Origin of the sequence: Sorangium sp. So ce887, from assembly GCF_051521455.1 — a bacterium.
Taxonomy (GTDB): domain Bacteria; phylum Myxococcota_A; class Polyangia; order Polyangiales; family Polyangiaceae; genus Sorangium.
Genome location: NZ_CP150354.1, coordinates 4,901,011 through 4,923,768, shown reverse-complemented (window position 1 = coordinate 4,923,768; position 22,758 = coordinate 4,901,011). Strand labels below are relative to the sequence as shown.

15 protein-coding genes are annotated in these 22,758 nt (G+C 72.1%); 8 read left to right on the top strand and 7 right to left on the bottom strand.

Annotated elements, in window-relative coordinates:
• Positions 1-441: 441 nt before the first annotated feature.
• Both WMF36_RS18250 and WMF36_RS18245 read left to right on the top strand, forming a co-directional pair.
• A complete protein-coding gene (locus WMF36_RS18250; protein WP_437580889.1) occupies positions 442-3,183 on the top strand; it encodes a phosphoenolpyruvate carboxylase in 2,742 nt (913 codons plus the stop codon).
• A 178-nt stretch (positions 3,184-3,361) separates the two neighbouring features.
• On the top strand, positions 3,362-4,561 hold the full coding sequence (locus WMF36_RS18245) for a 6-phosphofructokinase (RefSeq protein WP_437580888.1): 1,200 nt from the start codon (positions 3,362-3,364) through the stop codon (positions 4,559-4,561).
• Between the two features lie 78 nt (positions 4,562-4,639).
• Here the strand turns inward: WMF36_RS18245 and WMF36_RS18240 are convergent, their stop codons facing one another.
• Both WMF36_RS18240 and WMF36_RS18235 read right to left on the bottom strand, forming a co-directional pair.
• A complete protein-coding gene (locus tag WMF36_RS18240; protein ID WP_437580887.1) occupies positions 4,640-5,647 on the bottom strand; it encodes an anion permease in 1,008 nt (335 codons plus the stop codon).
• Positions 5,644-6,261, bottom strand: coding sequence for a DUF47 domain-containing protein (locus tag WMF36_RS18235; RefSeq protein WP_437580886.1), 618 nt, complete (start codon positions 6,259-6,261; stop codon positions 5,644-5,646). The genes WMF36_RS18240 and WMF36_RS18235 overlap by 4 nt, the downstream gene beginning before the upstream one ends.
• Before the next feature lie 132 nt (positions 6,262-6,393).
• Here WMF36_RS18235 and WMF36_RS18230 point away from each other — a divergent pair, with 132 nt between their 5' ends.
• Complete coding sequence (locus tag WMF36_RS18230) at positions 6,394-8,193, top strand: ATP-binding protein (RefSeq protein ID WP_437580885.1); 1,800 nt, start codon at positions 6,394-6,396, stop codon at positions 8,191-8,193.
• A gap of 42 nt (positions 8,194-8,235) precedes the next feature.
• Here the strand turns inward: WMF36_RS18230 and WMF36_RS18225 are convergent, their stop codons facing one another.
• Positions 8,236-8,727: a hypothetical protein gene (locus WMF36_RS18225; RefSeq protein ID WP_437580884.1), complete on the bottom strand. Its 492-nt coding sequence runs from the start codon at positions 8,725-8,727 to the stop codon at positions 8,236-8,238.
• Positions 8,728-8,926: 199 nt separating this feature from the next.
• Complete coding sequence (locus tag WMF36_RS18220; protein ID WP_437580883.1) at positions 8,927-9,439, bottom strand: peptidylprolyl isomerase; 513 nt, start codon at positions 9,437-9,439, stop codon at positions 8,927-8,929.
• 161 nt (positions 9,440-9,600) lie between these two features.
• Between WMF36_RS18220 and WMF36_RS18215 the strand changes: the two genes are divergently transcribed.
• A complete protein-coding gene (locus WMF36_RS18215; RefSeq protein WP_437580882.1) occupies positions 9,601-10,251 on the top strand; it encodes a hypothetical protein in 651 nt (216 codons plus the stop codon).
• A gap of 420 nt (positions 10,252-10,671) precedes the next feature.
• Here the strand turns inward: WMF36_RS18215 and WMF36_RS18210 are convergent, their stop codons facing one another.
• Entirely contained in the window at positions 10,672-12,588 is a 1,917-nt protein-coding gene (locus tag WMF36_RS18210; RefSeq protein WP_437580881.1) for an OmpA family protein, read from the bottom strand.
• The gene (gene traA / locus WMF36_RS18205) at positions 12,585-14,636 is read right to left on the bottom strand and encodes an outer membrane exchange protein TraA family protein (protein WP_437580880.1); all 2,052 of its coding nucleotides are present in this window, start codon (positions 14,634-14,636) and stop codon (positions 12,585-12,587) included. Before traA ends, WMF36_RS18210 begins: the two co-directional genes overlap by 4 nt.
• Positions 14,637-15,093: 457 nt before the next feature.
• Here traA and WMF36_RS18200 point away from each other — a divergent pair, with 457 nt between their 5' ends.
• The 4 genes from WMF36_RS18200 to WMF36_RS18185 all read left to right on the top strand — a co-directional run bounded on the left by WMF36_RS18200 (position 15,094) and on the right by WMF36_RS18185 (position 18,284).
• Positions 15,094-15,912 carry an SDR family NAD(P)-dependent oxidoreductase gene (locus tag WMF36_RS18200; protein ID WP_437580879.1) on the top strand — a complete coding sequence of 273 codons (819 nt, stop codon included), beginning with the start codon at positions 15,094-15,096 and terminating at the stop codon, positions 15,910-15,912.
• A 458-nt stretch (positions 15,913-16,370) separates the two neighbouring features.
• Positions 16,371-17,705 carry an SBBP repeat-containing protein gene (locus WMF36_RS18195; RefSeq protein WP_437580878.1) on the top strand — a complete coding sequence of 445 codons (1,335 nt, stop codon included), beginning with the start codon at positions 16,371-16,373 and terminating at the stop codon, positions 17,703-17,705.
• 54 nt (positions 17,706-17,759) lie between these two features.
• Positions 17,760-17,996 carry a hypothetical protein gene (locus tag WMF36_RS18190; protein ID WP_437580877.1) on the top strand — a complete coding sequence of 79 codons (237 nt, stop codon included), beginning with the start codon at positions 17,760-17,762 and terminating at the stop codon, positions 17,994-17,996.
• A 159-nt stretch (positions 17,997-18,155) separates the two neighbouring features.
• Entirely contained in the window at positions 18,156-18,284 is a 129-nt protein-coding gene (locus WMF36_RS18185) for a hypothetical protein (protein ID WP_020736078.1), read from the top strand.
• A gap of 18 nt (positions 18,285-18,302) precedes the next feature.
• Here the strand turns inward: WMF36_RS18185 and WMF36_RS18180 are convergent, their stop codons facing one another.
• A complete protein-coding gene (locus WMF36_RS18180; RefSeq protein WP_437580875.1) occupies positions 18,303-22,574 on the bottom strand; it encodes a DNA topoisomerase 3 in 4,272 nt (1,423 codons plus the stop codon).
• Between the last annotated feature and the right edge of the window lie 184 nt (positions 22,575-22,758).

Sequence of the window (22,758 nt, the reverse complement as noted above, 5' to 3'; positions counted from 1 at the left end):
AACCAGGAGCGCCTCCGAGACCGGGGCTCCCGCCCACAAACGTCGGCTCTCGCCCCGCCGCGCGCGCCCCCGCTCCGAGCGCGCTGCCGGCGAGACATCGGGGCGAGAATGCAAGAGAAAAAGAGCAATCATTTTGATGGCTTCTGCCATCATGTAAAATCTCTCCTCTCAGCAAAACAGGGCCCCCGGCGCTCGCCTCACGGGCTCTCCCACGGCCGCCCCACCACGGGCTCCCGATGCCGCCCCACCCACGGGCTCCCACCCCCGCCGCCGCCCCGCGCACAGCTCGCTCTCCCTCGCTCCCCCACCCCGCGGCACCCAACCGCACCCCTCACGCCCCCGCCAGCCCCACCCCCGCCCGTGCCCTCGGGAGCGCCCTGGTCGTCCGCCCAAGCCACACTCGGTGGTCCGTTTTACGCCGCGTCGCGCTAGGCTCGCCGCATGCCACCGCGTCGACGTGAGGTCGATCGACCTCTTCGCAAAGAAGTCCGCCTGCTTGGCCGCCTGCTCGGTGAAGTGCTGATCGAGCAGGAGGGTGAAGAGCTCTTCGCGCTCGAAGAGCGCATCCGCACGCTCGCCATCCGCCGGCGCCGCGGCCCGAGCGACGGGCGCGCGCACGCGTCCGCGGAGCTCACGAAGCTGCTCGCGAGCCTGCCGCACGATCGCATCGAGCCCGTCATCCGCGCCTTCACGGTCTACTTCCGGCTCGTCAACCTCGCGGAGCAGCACCACCGCATCCGCCGCGCGCGCGCTTACGCGAGGGACCCCGACGCGCGCCCGCAGCGCGGCTCGCTCGATGCCGCGATGCGCACGCTCAAGGACGCGGGCGTGCCCGCGGAGCGCGTGCGCGCCGCGCTCCGCACGCTCGACGTGACGCTCACGCTCACCGCGCACCCGACCGAGGCCGCGCGGCGCACCGTCCTCGAGAAGCTCTACCGCATCGCGAAGAACCTCGAGGAGCGCGACCGCTGCCAGCTCACGCCGGACGAGTCGGCGAGCAAGCTCGCCGAGATTCGCGAGGAGATCGCCGCGGTCTGGCAGACCGACGAGGTGCGCCGCGACCGGCCCACCGTGGGCGACGAGGTGAAGAACGTCGCCTGGTACATCGAGGAGATCCTCTGGGATCTGCTCCCCGATCTCCCCGCCGCGATCGGGCGCGCGTTCGAGGCCGCGTACGGCGAGCCGCTCGCCGCCGAGATCGTGCCGCTCCGCATCCACTCGTGGGTCGGCGCCGACATGGACGGCAACCCGCTCGTCGTGCCCGCCGTGCTCGAGGACGCGCTGTTCGCCTACCGCGTCCGCGGCCTGCGCCGGCTCATCCGGGCGGCGCGCGAGCTCGGCGGCGCGCTCTCGCAGTCGCTCCGCCACGTCACGCCGCCGCCCTGGCTGCTCGCCTCCATCGAGGAAGACGCCGCCGCGATGCCCGAGGCGGCCGCGCACTTCGGGCCCCGCACCGAGGGCGAGCCGTGGCGCCGCAAGCTGCGGTTCATCGAGGCGCGCCTCACCGCCACGCTCGAGCACGCCGAGCACGGTCGCGCCGAGGCCCGCGCGCGCTCGGGCCAGGGCCCCGCGCGCGAGGGGCGCGCGTTCGTGCGCCCGGAGGAGCCGACGCTCGCCGTCCCCTACCGCGAGCCCGCGGAGCTCGAGCGCGACCTCGCGCTCGTCGCCGACAGCCTGAAGGGCGCGCGCTGCGCGCACTCCGGCGAGCGCCGCGCGCGGGCGCTGCTCTCGCAGGTGCGCGCGCTCGGGTTCGCGCTCGCGGAGCTCGAGATGCGCGCCCCCGCCGAGGACGCGCGCGCCGCGGCGGCCGACGTCGCGGCGGGCCGCGTCGAGCCGGCGCAGATGGGGCCGGAGGCGCGCCGCGTCTTCGAGGCGCTCCAGCGCATCGCCGCCGCGCAGCGCGACGGCGGCGAGTCGGCCTGCCGCACGCTCGTCCTGTCGATGACCCAGAGCGAGAACGACATCCTCGCCGCGCTCGCGTGCGCGAAGGCCGCCGGCCTGTGGGACGAGGCCCGGTCGTGCGCGCGCATCGACGTCGTCCCGCTGTTCGAGTCGCTCGGCGCGCTGAACGACAGCGCGCGGATCCTGCGCGCGCTGCTCGCGCACCCGGAATACCGCCCGCACGTCCTCGCCCGCGGCGTGCAAGAGGTGATGATCGGCTACAGCGACTCCGGCAAGGAGGTCGGCCTGCTCGCGGCGAGCGCGGCGCTCCGGCGCGTGCAGGAGACGCTGCCGAAGATCGCCGCGGAGGCCGAGCTGCCGCTGCGCGTCTTCCACGGCCGCGGCGAGTCGGTGGCGCGCGGCGGCGGTCCGGCGCACCAGGCGCTGCTCGCCCTGCCGGCCGGCAGCGTCGGCGGCCGGTACAAGGCGACGGAGCAGGGCGAGGCGCTCGACCACAAGTACGCCCGCCCCGAGCTCGCGATGCGCACGCTGGAGCTCATGCTGAGCGGCGTCATCCTGCACACGCTGGGCGCGCAGCCGCGGCCGCCCACCGCGTCCGAGCTGCGCTACGCCGCCGCGTTCGACGAGCTCGCCGAGTCGGGCCGGCGCGTCTACCGCGCGCTCGTCTGGGAGGAGCCCAGGTTCGTGGAGTTCTTCACGGCGGTGACCCCGATCGACGAGATCGCGCGCCTGCCGCTCGGCTCGCGCCCGAGCAAGCGGCGCGCGGGCGGCCTGGAGTCGCTGCGCGCGATCCCGTGGGTCTTCGCGTGGACGCAGAACCGCGCCATCCTCCCGGGGTGGTACGGCGTCGGCAGCGGCCTGGAGGCGATGGGCCAGCGCCCCGAGGGCGCGGAGCTGCTGAAGGAGATGATGGCGTCGTGGCCGTTCTTCCGGGCGGTCATCGACAACGTGGAGATGGTGCTCGCGAAGGCGGACATGACGATCTTCGCGGGCTACGCCGAGCTCGCGCCGGCCGCGGCGCGGAAGGCGGTCGCGCCGCGGATCATCGCGGAGTACCGGCTGACGCGGTCGTGGCTCAAGCGGCTCACGGGCAACCGGCGGCTGCTCGAGGGCAACCCGACGCTCCAGCGGTCCATCTCGCTGCGCAATCCATACGTCGACCCTCTTTCATTCCTGCAAGTCGAGCTCCTGCGGGCGAGCCGCGGCGGGGACTCCGGGTGCGATCGCTCGCTCCTGCTCACGCTGAACGGCATCGCCGCCGGCATGCGGAACACGGGGTAATCGTCGCCGCGCGACGCGGCGCGCTCGTCCAGGCCGCGTCGTCGCGCGACGCGGCACGCTCGTCGAGCGCCACGCGGCGCGGCACGATCGTTCAACGCCGGGCGTCGTCGGGCGACTGCATCGAACGCGTGACAATCGCTCGGCCAACGCTGGCGCCGCGTGGTAGAAGGCCGGCGCCATGACCAGCATCGTCGAGTTCGGACGTCCCGACACCCTCCCGGCATCGGACAAGCGCCTGCTGCTCGTCTTCGACGGCGGCAATGCCCCCGGCTACTCCTCGGTCGCTGTCGCGCTGACCGAGGAGGCGGCGCGACGAGGCTTCGAGGTGTGGGCCGCGACCGAGGGCTTCCGCTCCCTGACCGCGGACGCGCGCACTCAGCCCCAGTTCGAGCGCCTCATCATGAGCCGCCGCCAGCGCTACTCCTTGCTCGCGCAAGGCATCCCGGCGCGCTCGATGGGGCGCCGCGTGCTCGACGCCGGCAGCGATTTCCGGAGCGAGCGCTACAGCGGCTTCCTCGATCGCGCGCGGCGCAAGCAGGCCGCCGTGACGTTCAAGGAGCAGGGGTTCACGCACCTCATCTGCGTCGGCGGCAACGGCACGTTCGAGGGCATCAAGGCGTGGCTCGACGAGTTCGATGTCCGCCCGCAATCCGGCTTCGTCAACGTCTCCATCGACAACGACCTGGAGGGAGATCGCGCGATCGGCTTCCTGTCCGGCGTGGAGACGGGCGCCAACATCGCGCGCGGGCTCTACGAGGACGCGTACACGCACAAGCGCATCTACCTCCTCGAGATGATGGGCAACCGCAGCGGGCGGCACGCGCTGCACTGCGCGGTGGCGGCCCGGGCGCACCTCATCGTGCTCCCCTTCTTCCGCTTCCCCCAGGACGTGCTGAGCGAGCTCGCCGAGAGCCTCGGGCGCGCCGACTACGCGCTCGTGATCGTCGCGGAGGGCTACGAGGCCGAGCGCCGCCGCAAGGAGCACCCCGGCGTGTCGGCGAGCGTGTTCCTGAAGCAGCAGCTCGAGGGCGCGGGGCTCCGCGACTCCTCGGACAAGCGCGTCATCGCCGAGCCGTTCAGCCGCTACATCCGCGGCATCCGCCCCGCCTTCCTCGACGTGTCGGCCGCCTTCCTCAAGGCGTCGCTGCTCCTCTCGGCGTTCGATGAGGGGCGCACCGAGGTGATGCCGTACGTGCTCGCCGCGAACGACGTCGGCGTGCTGGATTTCGCCTCCATACGCCGCGAGGACGGGGTCGAGCGCGCCTTCCTGCCGCTGCTCGACCGGCTCGACCTGCAGCGCTTCAAGACCTGGATCCTCGACCACTTCGTCAGCCTCGGGGCCAGCCGCCCGAGCCGCGCGCCCGCGCCGCTCGGCTGAGCGGCGCGGCTCAGGCGACCGCGGGTCGTGCTCACATCGCCGGCCGCCACGCGCTCGGCGTGGCGCTCGGCCGGGCGGTCAGGGCTCGCCGCTGATCATGCGCGCGATGGTGTAGACGGTCGCGGAGAGGATGGCCGAGGCGGGGATCGTGAAGATCCAGGCCCAGACGATGCGGCCGGCGACGCCCCAGCGGACGGTGGAGAGGCGCCCGCTCGTGGCGCCGACCCCGACGATCGCGCCCGTGATCGTGTGCGTCGTGCTCACGGGGATGCCGAGCGCCGTGGCGCTGAACAGCGTCGCCGCGCCGGCCGTCTCGGCCGCGAAGCCGCCCACCGGCTTCAGCTTCGTGATCTTCATGCCCATCGTCCTCACGATGCGCCAGCCGCCGGAGAGCGTGCCGAGGCCCATCGCGGCGTGGCAGACGAGCACGACCCAGAGCATCGGCTCCGGGTTGTCGCCGCCCTGCTGGATCCCGGTGGAGATGAGGAGCGCCGTGATGATGCCCATCGTCTTCTGGGCGTCGTTGCCGCCATGCCCGAGCGAGTAGGCGGCGGCGGAGACCAGCTGCAGCCGGCGGAAGCGGGACCCCACCTTGCCGGGCGTCCAGCCCCGCGCGAGCAGCCGGATGGCGTGCATGAGCGCGAACCCGATGATCGCGCCGAGCAGCGGCGACACCAGGATGAACGCCGCCGTCTTGCCGAAGACCGTCGCGTCGAGCACCGACAGCCGCTCCGCGCTCTTCACCGCGGCCCCGGCGAAGCCGCCCATGAGCGCGTGCGACGACGACGACGGCAGCCCCCACCACCATGTGAGCAGGTTCCAGATGATCGCGCCGAGCAGGCCGCCCAGGATGACGTTCGGGGTGATGAACGCCGGCTCGACGCCCTTCGCGATGTTGCGCGCGACCGTGGGCTCGAACAGGGCGAACGCGATGAAGTTGAAGGTGGCGGCCCAGATCACCGCGGTGCGGGGCGACAGGACGCGCGTCGAGACGATCGTCGCGATCGAGTTGGCGGCGTCGTGAAAGCCGTTGATGTAATCAAACACCAGCGCGATCACGAGGATGGCGAGGATATAGGTCGTCATGCGTGCTCGAGCACGATGCCCTCGATGATGTTCGCGACGTCCTCGCAGCGGTCGGTCGCGCTCTCCAGGAGGTCGTAGATGTCGCGCCACTTCATCACGAGGAGCGGGTCGTTCCCCTTCTTGAAGAGCGCCGCCAGGGCCGTGCGATAGTGCCCGTCGGCCGTGTTCTCGAGCTTGTTGATCTCGACGCAGAGCTCGAGGAGGTGCGGCTGCCGCTTCAGGTCCCGGAGCGACTGGACCGCCGCGCTCGTGACGGTGCACGAGTCGACCACCGCCTGCGCGAGCTGCCGCGCCTCTGGCAGCGTGTCGCCGACCTCGAAGAGCACGAGCCGCACGCTCGCCGCGTCGATGCAGTCGAGCACGTCGTCGAGCCTCGTGATGAGCGCGTGGATCTCCTCGCGATCGAGCGGGGTGATCCAGGTCTGGTGGAGGGCGGCCAGACATCCGTGGGTGATCTTGTCGCCTTCGTCCTCGAGGTCGGAGATACGCTTCGCCAGCGCCGGTGCGTCGGCGGGCCGGTCGAGCATCTCCAGGAGGAGCTCGCTCGCCGCGACGCTCCGCTGCGCGTGGTTGGCCAGCGCGTCAAAGAAGACGGCATCACGGGTCAGTCCCATGCAGCGGGGCGTTTACCCGTCTCCGCGCATCACGTCAACGAGTCGTCACGAAGCAGACAAAACCAGGTAACATCATCCTCTTCGCCCCCGTCGCGCACGAGGCGCGCGCCGGGCGCTCGGCACGCGGGTGACATGGGTATTCGGAGCAAGCTCATCGCGTTCGCCGTGGGGATCGCGGTCCTCGCGGCGGTGGTGTTCGACGTCTACGTCGTGAAGACGCTCGGCGCGGAGCTCGGGGAGCACACGGAGGCCGATCTGGCCGCGCGGACGGCGATCGTCACCGAGAGCGCCGCGAGGACGGTCGACCTCGCGGCCGAGGCGCCCGCGCTCGCGGAGGCGCTGTCGGCGAGCGCGGGGGCGCGCGTCACGTTCATCGATCCGAGCGGCGCGGTGCGGGGCGACTCGTCGGTCGCGCCGGAGCGGCTCGGCGAGCTCGAGGCCCACGCGACGCGCGACGAGGTCGCCGACGCGCGGCACCACGGCGCGGGGCGCAGCGAGCGCGTGAGCAAGACGACGCGGATGCGGATGCTCTACGCGGCGCGGCGGCTCGACCGGCCGGACGGGCCGTGGGTCGTGCGGCTCGCGTTCGAGCCGATCGCGATCGATCGCAGCCTGTCCGCCGCCCACACGCGCGTCGTGGAGGGCACGATCCTGGCCCTCGTGCTCGCCGTGGGCGCGGCGCTCGTCGGGGCGCGCGCTCTCTCCGGGCGGCTCGTCTACCTGACAGGCATCGCGCGGGAGATGCGCGCCGACCTGAGCCGGCGCGCGCGCGTGCAGGGGCGCGACGAGATCGCCGCGCTCGGCGGCGCGCTGGACGACCTCGCCGAGAGCCTGGAGCGCTCGCGGCGCGAGCTCGGGGGCGAGGGCGAGCGGTTCGGCGCGGTGCTCGAGTCGATGCGCGAGGGCGTGCTCGTCACGGACGAGCGGGGCGACATCACGCTGGTCAACCCGTCGCTCTCGCAGCTGCTCGGCATCCGCGGGGACCCGGTCGGGCGCCCGCCGATCGAGGTGCTCCGCTCCGCGAGCCTGCACGAGCTCATCGAGGAGGTCTCGCTCGCGCGCGCGGCGGCGACGCGCGAGATCCAGATCGCGCCCGCGGCGCCGGGCGCGGCGGGGCCGCCGGGGCGCCGGATCCTCCTCGTGAACGCGGCGCCGCTCGCGCTGCCGGCGCAGGGCCGCGGCGCGGCGGGGGTCGTCGCCGTCTTCTTCGACGTGACGGAGCTGCGGCGCATCGAGGGGCTGCAGCGCAACTTCATCGCCAACGCGTCGCACGAGCTGCGCACGCCGGTCGCGTCGATCCGCGCGAGCAGCGAGACGCTGCTCGGCGGCGCGCTGGACGACGCGGGGGCCGCGCGGGATTTCGTGGAGGTGATCGAGCGGAACGCGGCCCGGCTGCACCGGCTCGTGAACGATCTGCTCGACCTGTCGCGCATCGAGGGCCGCGAGCGGCCGCTGTCGCCGGGCACGCTCGATCTCGCGGTGCAGGCCGAGACGGCGGTGGCGCTCCTGCGCGGGCGCGCCCTGGAGAAACGGAGCGAGGTGATCGTGGACGTCGCGCCGGGCACGCTCGTCGCGGCGGATCCGCGCGCGCTCGACCAGGTCCTGACGAACCTCGTCGACAACGCGATCCACCACACGCCGGAGGGCTCGCGCGTGGAGGTGCGCGCGAGGTCCGTGAACGGGCGCGTCATCGTGGAGGTCGAGGACGACGGCCCGGGCATCCCCGCGGTGCACCAGGGTCGCGTCTTCGAGCGGTTCTACCGCGTGGATCCGGGGCGCTCCCGCGCCTCGGGCGGCAGCGGGCTCGGCCTGTCGATCGCGAAGCACCTCGTCGAGGCGATGAGCGGCGACATCACGGTGGCGACCGGCGACGCGGGCGGCGCGCTCTTCCGGGTGACGTTGCCGAGCGCGGCGGACGGCGCCCAGAGGTAGCCCGGGCGCCGCGCTGCCGGCCTCGCGCGGCGGGGCGGGCGCTCACGGCGCGCAGGCGGTGCGGCAGTCGTCGAACGACTTCTGGCACGCCGCCGGATCGGCGAGCTTCGGCAGGCCGCCGTCCGCGGGGAACTGCGGCGTGAGGCAGGTCTGGAGGATCGACTGGCACTTTGTGGCGCACGCCGCGAGCTTGCCCGAGAGCGCCCCCGCGTCGGGCGTGGCGGTCGCGCCCGCGTCCTTCGGCGCGCCGCCGTCGCCGCCGTCCAGAGGCGCGCCCGCGTCCGTCTTGGTGCCCGGCGCGGCAGGCTGCGCCGGGGGGGCCTTCGCGGTCGCCGGGGGCGCGATCGGGGTCGGCGTCGCGGCGGGCACGGTCCCGGTCGCCGCTGGCAGCGGCGCCGTCGCGGTCGGCGCGGGGACGTCGGTCGGCGCCGGGGCCACCTCCTCGGGGTCGTCGCTCGACTTGCATGCCGCGATCAGCAGCGCTGGCGAGGCGATCATCACGGCGAGGGCAACGACGAGCTTGTGGGCACGCATGGGTGCTTCATGCTGCGCCTCCGCCGAGAAGGCAACCCTCGCGCGCGGCGCTCCAGTCGACGTGCGGGAGCTGGAGGACGTCCCGGGCCGGCGCGTGATTCACCCCGTCGGCCGGCTGGCTCCAGAGGTAGCGTGTTGCGGCGCGAGATCGAGGCGCGCGCAAAGGGGTATCGACAGGGCCCAGCTCTCGGCAGGAGGGCTATTCGGTCCTGAAGATCACGTGGAATCCATAGCGGGTCTCCACGACGTCGCTGAGCTGATGGAGGTCGAGATCGAACGCGGCGTCGGCGAAGGGCGGCAGGACGTCGGCGCGCTCCACGGTGCCGAGCGAGCCGCCGCGCGACGCAGCGCCCGCCTCCTCGCTGTACTCCGCCACCACCACGTCGAGGTCGGCGCCGCCGCGGATCTTGTCGCGCGCCTCCATCGCGCGCAGGCATGCCTCCTCGCGCGTGCGCGTCGCGCCCTCGGCGCGGTCGGCGCCGGCGTAGCGGACGAGGACGTGCTTCACGCCGATGCGCGATGGCTCGTCGGCGCGGGCTTGCCGCTTCGCGTTGGCGGCCGCGAGGCATGCTGCGGCGCTCGGGGCGCTCACCTCGGCGGGGGCGGCCTCGCCCGGAGCGGCGCCCGGAGCGGCCTGGGGCGCGCCGCACGCGGCGGCGAGCGCCGCGCCGAGAAAAAGGGCGAGAGGAGAGCGTCGTTCGGGCGGGCGCATCGTCCGCGAGCATAGCCAGGCGTTCACGAGATCGGAACATGGGGCGTACGCGGCGACCCGCGGGGGGGTCTTCCTGCCAGGGAGCGGCTGTCCTGCGGATCAGCATCGGTCGTGATGCGCGGGGTTTGCATCGCGCGTCGCATCGCTGGTAAGAAGGCATCATGCAGCGCCTCCTCCTCTCGGCGGCACTGGGTGCCGCGCTGATCGCCGGTTGCAGCACCCCCTTTCGGGACAAACGCACGCCTTCCGGCGAGTTCTGCAGCGACATGCACGTGGTACCGGCAGGTCAGCTGCCCGATCGCGAGTACCATCGCCTTCAGCCCATCGCGAGCGATCCCGAGGCCCGGACGGAGGCAGAGCGCCTCGAGTCGCTCCGCAAGGCCGCGTGCATGGTCGGCGGCGATGCGGTCATCGAGGCGGTCAACGAGGAGATCCGCACCGAGGACGGCCGTTATGCCAGCGTCGCGAGCGGGACCGCGGTGATCTGGGTCCGCCGCACGGACGGCGAGGCGAAGCCGCTGACGTTCCATCCGGCGACGAAGCCCGCCGAGTCGGCGGCGCCCGCCGAGCCGGAGGCGCCGCCCCCGGATCAGGCTGCGCCTCCCTCGGAAGAGCCGTACGAGGACGCCCCTGCGCCTGCGGCCTCGGCTCCTCCGGGCAAGCCTGGACAGCCGGCCAAGCCAGGTGCGAAGCCCTCGTCGCCGGCCGCCGCCGCGGCCTCGTCGGCCAAGCCTTCCTCGCTCACCCCGCCCTCGTCGCCCACCCCGCCCTCGTCGGCCAAGCCCTCGTCGCTGCCCGCGCCGAAGAAGTAGCGCGACACAGCGCAGCAAGAGCCGCTGCGCTCTTCGCACCGCCGCGGCTCGGCGCTCGATCTGCCCTGTCCTCTGCGAGACGCGCTGAGGGTGGTAGGCCGTGCGTCTCGCGTGGACAGGGCTTCTATCCAAACAGCCCCATCGACCTCTGCGACCTTACAGAGGCAGTGTTCTTCGCCGGTGTAGACAAGGTAGCTGGAGAACAGCCCCGTCGACGTCCGTAGGCCCACGGGGACCGTGTTCTTCGCGCGGCGCGGGGAGGGCCGATGTCCGAGCCCAATTGACAACGCTCCTCCGGCGCAGCCGGAGGAGCGTTGTCTCAGGCGAGTCCGGCGGGGCCCCCGCGCCGCGCGAAGAACACGGTCCCCGTGGGCCGGGCAATCTGGCGCGCTCGCCCCCCCTGGGTCGACGCTCTCCTGGCTAACGAGCCCCGGGAGCCGGCGCAGGCGCGGTGCCTTTCGGCGGCGCCGCCGGCGGCTGGCTCGACGACGAGGGCGCCGGCGGCGCGGGGCTTCCGGAGCGCGGCAGCACGCCCGAGTTGCTCGGGAGCCCCCCCGCATCGCCGCGGTTGGGCAGCGGCCCTGCGCCGCCGGGCACCCCGCCTGCCGGCGGAAGCGCGGAGCCGCCGCTCGGCAGCACGTTCGACTTGAGGACCCCCTGGCCAGGCAGCGTCCCCTGGGTCGGCAGCGTGCCCTGCGATTTCTGCGGCAGCAGGCCGCCCGACGGCAAGATCTGCTCGCTCCCCTCGGGCGAGCCGGTGAGCGGCTTCGGCCCCGCGTTGCCGTAGCGCAGGATGCGGAAGACCACGCGCCGGTTCTTCGACGTCATGAACTGGCAGTCTGGCGTCAGCCGGTCGTCGGGCCCGACGCAGCCGGCGTCGTCGTAGATCGGCTGCGTGTGCCCGTAGCCGACCGCCTGGAGCCGCGAAGGATCGACGCCCTTCGCGATCAGGTACGCCATGACGCTCGCCACGCGGCGCTGCGACAGGGCCATGTTGTACAGGTCGGTCGCGCGCACGTCGGTGTGGCCCTCGATCCGCACCTCGCGGATGTCCGGGTTGTCGACCAGCACCTGCGCGACCGCTTCGAGGGTCGGGTTCGAGTCCTCGAGGATGATGTCCCTGTCGGTCGCGAAGTGGACCTGCTCGGTGATCACGATCTCGTCGCCCTTGATGAAGGCGAGCGGGCAGCCGTTCTTGCCGTGCGGGCCGGCGGGCTTGTCGGGGCACTGGTCGTCGCGATCGAAGACGCCGTCGCCGTCGGTGTCCAGGTCCGGACAGCCGAAGTTCTCGGGGCTCCCGGGCACGTCGGGGCAGCGGTCGGCCGCGCCGATGAGGCCGTCGCGATCCGGATCGTCGTTGTCGCGCTGCTGCAGGCGGTTGATCTCCTCCTGCTCCTGGGAGGTCTTCGGCTGCCACGTGATGACGTTGAAGAAGCGGACCGCGGGCGCGCCGAAGCCGCACGCCGCGCCGAAGCTCCCGCCGAAGGTGATCGTGATGCCGTGCTTGGTCTGCCAGCGCAGGCCGAGGAGCGCCTCGGCGGGGACCTGCCCGGGGTCGTCGGGGTAGCTCGTGAGCGACGGGTAGCCGTACACCTCGCCGATGACCGACAGGCCCCAGCGCTGCACGACGTACTGCTCGGCCGCCACGCCGAACTGCGCCATGTCGCCGACGCGCACGCCGGCGAACTGGTTGTCGGGCCGCAGCCAGATGCCGGCGTTCGCGGCGAGGAGCAGCCCGAAGTTGAACCGGTAGTCGGCGATGAGCGTCGCGCCGCCGCTCAGCGCGCCGTCGCTGGCGAACGCGTTCTGGTCGCCCGTGGGGAAGTTGAGGTTGCCCGAGATCGCCATCCCGAACCCCTCCTTGACCTGCTCCTTCCGGTTCAGGTACGGGAGCGAGATCTTGGTGGAGAGGCGGAGATCGCCGACGGTGGTGCTCTTGACCGACCCCTCGGTGCCGAACCGGCGCATGTTGCCGCCCTCCTGGAAGAGGATGAGCGGCATGGCCATCGTGACGTCGAACACGTCGAAGAAGCCGATGCCCGCGAGCAAGGCGAGCTCGAGACGCCCGGTGATGGCGTTGACGGCCTTGTTCGTGTCGTCGCCCGCAAGGAAGAGCACGAGCGGGTCGGCCGCGATGTCGCTGTAGAGGCCGATGGTCGGGGACAGGTTGCCGATGACCTCGGACTTCTGGACCATCACGAGGTCGCGCGGGGCGGCCGCCGGTCGGAAGACCTGGGCGTCGAAGCGCCCCTCCTCGGCGAGCGCGGGGCGCGCGGTGACGGTGGCGGAGAGCGTGAGGGCCGCGGAGAGCGCGAGGAGGTGCGGGCGCCTTTTCACGAGGCACCTCCGCCGTACCGCCGGCGCTGGCGTTCGAGCAACGCGAGCATCGCCAGGGCGATGATCCCGAACGGCCGCGGATCGGCGTTCCTGTCGCCGACGACCGAGACGCTGCAGATGTCGGCGAGGGTGCCGCCGCACGCGACGTTGTCCGGCATCGGACCGAGCGCGCACTCCTTGGCGTCGGCCTCGTCGGTCCAGCGGCAGTGCTCGTTGCCGAGGCAGTCCACGTTCGACTTGCAGGAGATGTCGCAGGTGTTCGTCGAGAGGTCGCAGGTGTTGCCGCAGGGACACTGGGTGTCGGCGTAGCACTCGACGCACGCCTGGCCGTCGCAGTAGGGGGTGTCCTCGGCGCAGGTCGCCATGCACCCGGGGTCGCACTCGTGGGTCTCGGCGTTGCACGTCGTGCCGGCGCACTGCTCGTCCGAGGTGCAGCGCACGCAGGCGGCGGTCTCGGGGAAATCGCCCATGCAGAACGGCGTGTCGCCGCCGCAGCTCTCGCAGCGCAGCCCGCAGCGTCGGTCCTCGACGCACGTCTTGCACTCGCCGCTCAGGCAGTACTGCCCCGCGGCGCAGTCCATGTCGTTGCGGCACGCGGCGCACGCCGTCCCGACGGGCCCGGGGAGGCAGAACGGCACCGGGGGCGTCTCCGGGTCGTTCGGGTCCTCGGGGCGCATGCAGTCGACGCACCCTTCGCCGCAGCAGTTCGGCTGCGCGTTCGTCGGGATCTCGTCGACGCAGTGGCCCGTCGGCGTGTGGCACTTCTTGCCGTCGGGGCACTCCGCGTCGACGAGGCACTCGACGCACATCGTGACGCCGCCCGGCTCGACCGCGGCGCAGTTCATCTGCGTGCCGTTGATCCCGTTAGGGCAGCAGTTGCAGGAGTTGCCCGCGCACTGGTCGGCCGTGTCGCAAGGGACGCAGGTGCGCTCGACGCAGATCTCGCCGCGCGCGCAGTCCGGGTCCTCGTCGCACTCGTACTCCTCCTTGCACTCGTGCGTCTCGGGGTCGCAGACGAAGCCGTCGCGGCAGTCGGCGCTGGTGCGGCACTGGCCGCACTCACGACCCGCGTTGGTGTTGATGCAGAACGGCGTGTCACCCTTGCAGGGCGAGCACTCCTCGCCGCAATAGAACGCCGTGTCGCACGGGGCGCAGAGGGCGGCCTCGTTGCAGTAGTAGCTCCCAGGACAGCCGTTGTTCCCGCCGTGACCGACGAACCTGCGCTCGCACTGCAAGCACTGATCGAGATCGGGGAACGACGGCGAGCCGAAGAGCGTCTGGAAGAACTGCGTCGGCTGGAAGACGGTGAAGCCGTTCTCGTTCAGCTTCACGACGGGCGGCTCGTCCGCTGCGCGGTGGAAGTCCTGGAACTCGCCGACGAAATAGGACATCTCGAGCGCCGCGTGCTCGGCGACCTCCGCGTGGTGGATCTCGATCGGGTACAGGCCTGGCTTCTCGAACGTGACGGTGTTCGTGAGGCGCCAGGTCGGCAGGCCGAGCTCCGGCGGCCGGGTCATGACCGTCTTCACGGTCGTGACGCCGTCGTAGAACGTGAGGCTCACGGCATCATCGGCGTAGAAGCCGATATGGACGGGCTGGCGCGCGAGAGCCTCCGTGACGGCCAGGAACCCGCGGAGGCGGGAGCCAAAGGGAATCTCCGTGTCGTTGTCACGATCGTCCCACGGGAAGCTGCAACCGCCGACCTCGCAGGCCGGCGACAGTTCCCTGAAGTCGCCGTAGCTCCGCGGGTTGTTCACGTCGCCAGCGATGTTGTTGTTGCTCAGATCCAGGAGGCTTCGAATGACGTAGTCGAGACGTGGCTCCCCGTCCCTGTGCTTCGTGGGATCATCGATAAGCCCGTTGGTCCCGCCGACGAAGTCGGGCAGGAAGACTTGCGCCGGCCTGTCTTTCGGGATGACCGACGCGGCGCAGAGACCGGTGCCCTCGACCTCAGGCAACTGCTCGATGGCGGGCTCTGAAACGGTGACCGGTTGCGGCGGCTCCTCCTGCGCGCGCAGGGGCGACGACAGCGCCGCAGACAGGGCCACAGTCGCCAGAGCGATGCCTCGAATACGCACGGCTCGCTCGCGGGTCCGCTGCGTCGCCCGCGAGTCCTCTGCACCCGAAGTCTGAAGCACGAGACCAAGGCTAGCCGCTCCGCGCCGCGATCTGCAAGAGGAAGGCTGCGAAAGCCCGCTCCGCATGTAGGCGACGGTCCTCTACCGCCCCATGGTGCGATGCTGCCATACGCGCGAGACGGCTGGCCAACAGCACGGGCGATCGGCCGCACACGCCTGGAGCGGATGGTCTGGTGACGGGAACGGCACGAGATCGACACCCACGCGCGACCTGCGGCTCCCCTGAGCCGATGACGCGCACGGGGCACCCGCGCGTTCTTGCTGCGTTGCGGCAAGATTGTGCGGAAAGAGCGCTGGCCGGGGCACCCGCTGGTCAGCGGCACGGCCCGCTCGCGATCCTGGACGAAGCCGCCTAAAGGATCGCTTCATGACGACTACCTCGGGCATCGCCATCGTCACAGGCGCCTCGTCCGGCATCGGCGCGGAGATCGCACGGCAACTCTCGGCGCGCGGGCAGCCGGTGCTCGCCATCGGCCGGCGAGCGCACCGCCTGGAAGAGCTCTCCGCGCGGGCACGCGCCGCCTCGCACGCGCCCATCCACCCTCTCGAGCTCGACGTCACCGCAGAGGGCGCGGGCGTCCTGGTGCGGGATCGGGCGCGCGAGCTGGGCGGGGCAGCCTGGCTGGTCAACAACGCCGGCACGACGCGGTTCGGGCCCTTTCTGGAAGGCGATCCCGCTGAGCAGGCCATGCTGGTGCGGCTCAACTGCGAGAGCGTCGTCGCGCTGTGCGCGGCGATCGTCCCCGATCTCGTGACGCGCGGCGGTGGGCGCGTGCTCAACGTCGCGTCGCTCGCCGCGTTCCAGCCGACCCCGGGGCATGCGGTCTACGGGGCCACCAAGGCGTTCGTGCTCTCGTTTTCCGAGAGCCTGGCCGTGGAGCTCGACAGGACCGGCGTCACCGTGACGGCCCTGTGCCCGGGGCCGGTGACCACGGAGATCTTCGACGCGGGCGCGCCCGGCGTGCCGCGCAAGAAGCCGCCGTTCGAGATCTCCGCCGAGGAATGCGCCGCGTACGGGATCGCGGCGGCCGATCGGGGTGACGTGGTCGCCGTCCCGACCGCGTTGAGCAAGGCCACGGCCCAGCTCTCCCGCGTCCTCCCTCGTGCGGTGATACGCCGGCTCTCGGCGCGGATAGGGCTCTCGATCCTCGGCTATGGCGGTCTGCCGCGAGGTGCCCGAGGCTAGGACGAGAGCGCCGGCTCGTCCCGGCCGAGGCATCGGAACCAGGCCCCTGCACGCCCCGTGGGCGTGATAGCCTCCGCGCCAGCGTCGGCGCCCTCTCCTTGCGGCTTCCGGGCGCGCACGAGCCCATGCAACGACAAGCACGACCTTACGCGCTCGGTTCCCTCCTCGGCCTGGGCCTGTGCGCCAGCGGGTGCGCGCTAGTTCTCGGTCTCGACGAGTTCTCCGACCAGGCTCCAGGCGGCACGGGGGGTGCCGAAGGTATGGGGGGTTCTGGCCGCACGGGTACCGGCGGCGCGGGAGGCACTGAGGATGAGGCCCCCGCATGCACGCCGGACGTGTCGGAGGTGTGCTACGCCGGCCCACTGGGCACCAGGAATAGGGGCGCGTGCCGGGAAGGAATGCGCACATGCGGCGCCGACGGGACCTGGGGTGCCTGCGATGGTGAGGTCCTCCCCGCGGTGGAGCGCTGCGATGCAGCGGACGACGAGAACTGCGACGGGTTCCAATGCATTGTCTGGGCGACCGGGTTCGAGCAAAATGGCAGCGCCTGGGCTTTCACCATTGCGAGTGACGCTGAGGGGAACGTGTTCGTCGCCGCCAACTTTTCGGGGACGATCGCGATCGGAGGCAAATCCTTCTCTTCGGCCAGCGACGTATCCGACGTGCTGCTCGTCAAGCTGAGCCCGGCCGGCGATCCCATCTGGGCCAAGAAGTTCGGTGACCTCGGCGCAGATTATGCAACGAGCCTCGCCGTCGGCTCCGAGGGAAGTCCGGTGCTGGCCGGCGAGAGCGCTCAAGGAGGCATCGACTTCGGCGATGGGCCACTCCCCGCAGGTCCGTTCATCGCTCGATTCAGCGCATCGGGCGATCATGTCTGGAGCACAGGCCTGGGGGGTCGCGGCGCATTCACTGACGTCGCGATCGATGCAAGCGATGACATCGTGGTCGTGGGAAGATTCAGCCAGACCATCAACTTTGGCGAGGGGCCGATCACGCCTGACGGCGAGGACATCCTCGTGGCGAAGCTCGACGGTGCCACCGGGCGCGTGATCGAGCCAGGCGGCTGGGTACGCACGTTCAACGGCACGTCATCGTACGAAGCTGCCACTGCGGCCGCGGTAGATAGCTCGAAGAACATCTTCGTACTCGGCTGGTCCACGCAGACGATCAACCTAAGCACCGGCGAGACGCCGATCCGAGTTGATGCGGGCCAGTTTCTCCTGAAGATAACACCGGCCGGGGAGTCGGTGTGGGCCAGGGGGTTCGGCGGGCAACCGATGGGCATCACCGTGGACCTGGCGAGCCGCCCTGTGGTGGTAGGTTCTTTTACGGGTGAGATGCATGTTGATGAACGCACGTTGATTGGAAGCGGCGGCAACAAGGATGCCTTCGTTGTGCAGCTCGAGGCAGACGGGACGCCCCGATGGATGCGTGCATTCGGGGATGCCGTCGAGCGGCAGGAGGCATATGGAGTCACTCGGGATCCATCTGGCAACCTCGTCGTCGTCGGCGTGGTCGAAGGACATATCGACTTCGGCAACGGTCCCATGAAAGCGAAGGGCCGTCCGAACGGCTTCGTCGCCAAGCTCACGCCCGACGCAGAGCTCGTCTGGAGCCACCTCATGGGCACTACAGGCCAAGACGACCTGCGTGCGGTCGCCGCCTCACAGGACGGCGAGACGCTCGTCTCGGGCGCGACGACGGCTCCGGACGCCGACTTCGGCACGGGACCGCTACCCGGCACCAGCGACGGGGATCGGACGCGCGTCTTCATCGCCAAGCTCGGCCGGTAGCAGGTCATATCTCAGAAACGCCAGCTGGCTCACGGGGACCGCGGCATATCGGGCTTGACCAACCTGAACCCGCCGGAGGTGAACGTCGAGGCGCGCGGCGACGTGTCCTGCGATCTCTCGGGCTGCTCGGGAGACGTCGAGGTCGTGCCGGGCGCGGGCAAGGCCCTGTCCGGCTGCACCGCCGAGCCGGGGCGGACCTCGCCGTTCGCCACGACCGGCGTCGCCGCGGCCCTCGCCGCGATCGGGCTCGCCGCCTCACGCCGCTGCAATCGCAGGACGTCGCGCAGGTGAGCTCGTAGCGAAACGCCCCAGTGTGGCGCGCGCACCCAGGTGCGCACCCACGAGCGATCGGAACCATCGCCCGGACGCGGGAACAGCGCACCCTGCGCGAGGTGGCACCCGCGTTGCTTCGCTCGTCGAGCACCCCGACACGGGGCCGGAGGTCCATCGATGAGCAAGATTCTGCGTGGGATTGCGGCGGGTTATGGCGCGAAGAAGCTCGGAGGCGGGTGCTTCAGCACCATCCTCATCTTCGTCCTGCTCTGGTGGGTGCTCGGCCACTTCGGCATCTTCCGCTGAGCGCCGCCCCCGCGTCGCTCAGCTCGACCGGCCCTTCTTCCGCTGCGCCTTGCGAGCGAAGAACGCCCGCCGCGGGTCCGACGATTTCGCGCCTTGCCGCTTCTTCACCTTCGGCGGGATCTTCGCGAGCGGGACATCGCTGACGCCGCGCGGCTCGCCGAGGCGGCCGCGCGGCGTCAGCGATGCGCGCTGGTAGGCGATGCGCTCGCCCGCCTTTTCGAACGACTCGTCGCGCACCTCGACAAGGCCCGCGCGCACGAGGCCGCCGAGGAGGTGCTCGAAGTCGCGCCGCTCGAGCGACCCGTCGGCGAACGCCTCGCGGTGGAGCCGGCCGGTCGGCTGCTCGCCGTCGCGCAGCGCCGCGAGGATCCTCGCGATCGCCTGCGCCTCGTCGCGGCTCGGCGCCCGGAACTCCCGCGCCGCGCACGCGGCCGGCGCGCAGGCGTCGCACAGGCCGCAGGGCTCGCCGGTGTCCTCCTGGTCGCCGAAATGGCGGACCAGGTGGAGCATGCGGCAGCCGTGGCTCTCGGTGAACCGCGCCATCTGCACGAGCTCGGCGAGCTTGTGGCGCCGCTGCGCCTCGTAAGGCCCGCGCCACCCCGGCTCGCCCAGGGCCACGCCCCCGTCCACATCCACGCGCGCGCCGCCGTGGATCCAGAGCTTCTCCAGGGCCTTGTCCGCGACCTCGGGATCCATGTCGAGATCGCCCAGGACCGCCTCCCGCGGGCGCGGCTCCGCGGAGAGGGTCCCCTCGATCCGCTGCAAGATCGCCGGATCGGGGTAGTCGCGCTCGTGGAAGAACTCGTGCATTCGCCGGTCGACATACGAGTGCATCAGCACGGCCCGCGACGGGAGCCCATCGCGGCCGGCGCGGCCGATCTCCTGGTAATAGCCCTCCAGGCTCCCGGGCAGCCCAGCGTGGATGACCGTGCGGACATCGGGCTTGTCGATGCCCATGCCGAACGCGACCGTGGCGACGATCACCTCGGTGCTGCCGTCGAGGAACGCTGTCTGGATCCGGTCGCGCACCGGGGCGGCGAGGCCCGCGTGGTACGCCTCGGCCGGGAGGTCCTCCGCGAGGCCGGCGGCGAGCGCCTCGGCGTCCTTCCGGGTCGGCGCATAGACGATCGCGGGCGTCCGGCCCTCCTGCCCGAGCAGCGCGCGCACCCGGGCGGGGCGCTCTCCCGGGCTGACCTCGAGGATCTCAATACCCAGGTTGCTCCGCCGGAAGCCGTGAATGAAGCGCGCCGCGGACGCGAGCCCGAGCTGCTCGACGATATCGTCCTGCACGACCGGCGTCGCTGTCGCGGTGAGCGCGATGACGGGCGCTGGACGGAGCGCCGGGAGCCGCTGGCCGAGCATGCGGTAATCAGGGCGGAAGTCATGGCCCCACTTGGAGATGCAATGGGCCTCGTCGACGGCGACGAGCACCGGCTTTCTGCGGGCGAGCAGCTCGGGGAAGCCGGGCACACGGAGCCGCTCGGGGGCGATGAACAGGAAGTCGAGCGCGCCGTCCAGGTAATCGATACAGACCTTCCGGGACTCGGCCCGGCTCCGGCCGGAGTGGATCCGCTCGGCGGCAAACCCCCACGCCCGGAGCTTCGTGGCCTGATCCTCCATGAGGGCGATGAGCGGGCTCACGACGAGCGTCGTGCCGCCGCGGGCGATCCCGGGGAGCTGGTAGCAGAGCGATTTACCGGCGCCGGTGGGCATGACGAGGAGCACGTCGCTCCCCGCGGCCGCCGTCCGGCAGACGGCCTCCTGGTAGCGGCGGAACGCGCGAAAGCCGAAGCACTGCTGGAGCAGCTCGAGGAGATCCGCCGGCCGGCGCGCCGGCGACGGCGCGGCGAGCACGGCGCGCGGCGAAGGAGATGCGACGGCCGCCACGCGCGCCGCGGAAGGCGCGGCGGCCGCAGCGGCGCGCGCCGGAGTCGATGCCACCGCCGCCGCTGCGCGCGCCGGAGTCGACACCACCGCAGCGGCGCGCGCCGGAGTCGATGCCACGGCAGCCGCGCGCGCCGGAGTCGATGCCACCGCCGCCGCGCGCGCCGGCGCCCGAGCCGGCATCGGTGCGACGGCCGCCGCCGCGGCCGTCTGAAGGACGCCGCGCGACGCGCTGCCCGCCGCGCTCACCGCGCTGCCACCTGGAGCGCGGCGGGGCGTCGCGCTCGGCGCCTCGCGGTCTCGACGGACATCCGGCGCCGCGGACGCAGCGCCGCGGCCGCTCCCGAAGGCCCGCGGCTCGCCGCGCTCCGGAAACGGAGACGCCCGCTCTTCCGGCCGAGGCGCAGCGCCGCCTGCCGGGCGCCGCCCGGCGCTCACCTCCTCCACCACATGGCGCACGTACGACTCGATGCCCTCCATGAACGAGGGCAGATCGCCGCCGCCCCGGGCCATGCGGGCGAGCTTCGCCTCCCAGGCGCCCGTCATCGCGGGGCTCTTCACGTCCGCGTGGACGACCTCGATCAGCCCGACGCCCTTGTCGGTCGCGTGCAGCAGCTTGCCCTGGCGCACCATGTACTCGCGCCGGAGGAGCGTCTCGATGATCGCAGCCCGCGTGGCCGGGGTGCCGAGGCCCGAGTCCTTCATCGCCTCGGAGAGCTCCTTCTCGTCGAGGCTGCTGCCCGCGGTCTCCATCGCAGTGAGCAGCGTGGCCTCGGTGAAGCGCGGAGGTGGGCGCGTCTTCTTGGACTGCGCCTGCGCGTCGAGCACGAGCTGCACCTGCCCCCGCGCGAGGCCCGGCGGGAGCACCTGATCCGCGGTCTCGCGCTCGCCTTCCCCCTCGCCCCCTTCGCGCTCCTCGTGCCCCGCGCCGCTCGATTCCGCCTTCCTGCGCGGCCTCGCCGGCTGCTTGCCGAAGCCGATGTCGAGCACCTTCCACCCGACCTTCTCCACGACGCTGCCCGCGCTGTGGTAGCGGTCCACGATCGGCGCGCCGGCGCCTTCGCCCCGGGCGCGCGTGGTGATCGCGGTGATGACCGTGGTGATCGAGGTGACGTGATCCTCGTGCCACGCCGAGAGCAGGCGCCGGCAGATGAGATCGAAGATCTTCTGCTCGTCCGACGAGAGCTCCGCGCGCGAGGACCGTGCGCCCGTGGGGATGATGGCGTGGTGATCGCCGACCTTGCCGTCGTCGACGAAGCGCTTGCCGAGCGGCCGGGCCCCCGTCCCCGGGGCGAGCATGCCCCGGTACGAGCCCTCGATCGCCTGCACCGCGGCGCCAAGCGTGGAGGCGATCTCCGTCGAGAGGTGCCGGCTGTCGGTGCGCGGATAACTGATGAGCTTCCTGCGCTCGTACAGGGCCTGGGCCACCTCGAGCGTCTTCTGCGCGGAGAAGCCGTAAAGGCGATTGGCGTGCCGCTGGAGCTCGGTCAGGTCGTAGAGCAGCGGCGGCGGGAGGCGGCGAGACTCGGACCTCACCGCGTCGATGCGCGCCTCGCCGCGCCGGGCCCGCTCGACGATGCGCCGCGCCTCCTCGCCGTCCGGCGGCAGGCGCCTCCGCGACGGCGCCGTCTCGCCCTTCTCGTCGCCGCCCGCGGGGCCCGGCGCCTCGCCTGGGGGCGGCCTGTCGCGGAAATACGTGCCCTTGTACGACGCGTCCGCCGCGCCCGCGCCGTCCTCCCGGAGCGGGCAGAAGGTCGCGACGACCTCGAGGTACGGCTCCGGAACGAACCGCCGGATCGCGAGCTCGCGCTCGACGACCATGGACAGCGTGGGCGTCTGCACGCGGCCGACCGAGAGATCCTGGTCGAAGACGAGGCTGTAGGCGCGCGAGAGGTTCATGCCGACGAGCCAGTCCGCCCGGCTGCGCCCGCGCGCGGCGTCGGCGAGGCCGTCGTAGCTGCGCGCGTCGCGCAGCCGCCGGAGCCCGTCGCGGATGGCGTCGGGGGTGAGCGACGAGATCCAGAGCCGCTCGACCGGCTTCTTGCAGGCGGCTGCCTCGTAGAGGTAACGGAAGATGAGCTCGCCCTCGCGGCCCGCGTCGGTCGCGCAGACGACGCGCTCGACGTCGCGCCGGCCCAGGATCTTCCGGACGATCTCGAACTGCGCCCGCGTCCCGGGGAGGACGACGAGCGGAAACTGTGCGGGCAGCATCGGCAGGAGGTCGAGGCGCCAGCGCTTCCAGGCGGGGTCGATCTGGTGCGGCTCGGCGATGGCGACGAGGTGCCCCACCGCCCACGTGACGACATAGCCGCCGCCCTCGAGGAAGCCCTCGGCGCGCCGCGAGGCCCCGAGCACCGCGGCGATGTCGCGGGCGACGGCGGGCTTCTCTGCGACCACGGCGATCATGCGGCAACCATGCGACGACCCGGGGGCGACGGGCATCGCCGCGCCTCCCGCGGGGCGTTGATAGCGCGTGCCGCGCCCGGGCGGTATGGAGAAGCGCGCCGACGGCGAGGCCTGCGCTCCGGCGGCCATGCGCCGCGCCGGGCGATCACCGGCCGGGCCGGGCGGCCGCGAGCGGCGCCGGGCT

Bases quoted from the DNA above. Each gene is read 5' to 3' on its own strand.
- WMF36_RS18235 (WP_437580886.1), bottom strand. From the start codon at position 6,261: ATGGGACTGACCCGTGATGCCGTCTTCTTTGACGCGCTGGCCAACCAC.
- WMF36_RS18240 (WP_437580887.1), bottom strand. From the start codon at position 5,647: ATGACGACCTATATCCTCGCCATCCTCGTGATCGCGCTGGTGTTTGAT.
- WMF36_RS18220 (WP_437580883.1), bottom strand. From the start codon at position 9,439: ATGCGCCCGCCCGAACGACGCTCTCCTCTCGCCCTTTTTCTCGGCGCG.
- WMF36_RS18200 (WP_437580879.1), top strand. From the start codon at position 15,094: ATGACGACTACCTCGGGCATCGCCATCGTCACAGGCGCCTCGTCCGGC.
- WMF36_RS18215 (WP_437580882.1), top strand. From the start codon at position 9,601: ATGCAGCGCCTCCTCCTCTCGGCGGCACTGGGTGCCGCGCTGATCGCC.
- WMF36_RS18230 (WP_437580885.1), top strand. From the start codon at position 6,394: ATGGGTATTCGGAGCAAGCTCATCGCGTTCGCCGTGGGGATCGCGGTC.
- WMF36_RS18185 (WP_020736078.1), top strand. From the start codon at position 18,156: ATGAGCAAGATTCTGCGTGGGATTGCGGCGGGTTATGGCGCGAAGAAG.
- WMF36_RS18180 (WP_437580875.1), bottom strand. From the start codon at position 22,574: ATGATCGCCGTGGTCGCAGAGAAGCCCGCCGTCGCCCGCGACATCGCC.
- WMF36_RS18225 (WP_437580884.1), bottom strand. From the start codon at position 8,727: ATGCGTGCCCACAAGCTCGTCGTTGCCCTCGCCGTGATGATCGCCTCG.
- WMF36_RS18245 (WP_437580888.1), top strand. From the start codon at position 3,362: ATGACCAGCATCGTCGAGTTCGGACGTCCCGACACCCTCCCGGCATCG.
- WMF36_RS18250 (WP_437580889.1), top strand. From the start codon at position 442: ATGCCACCGCGTCGACGTGAGGTCGATCGACCTCTTCGCAAAGAAGTC.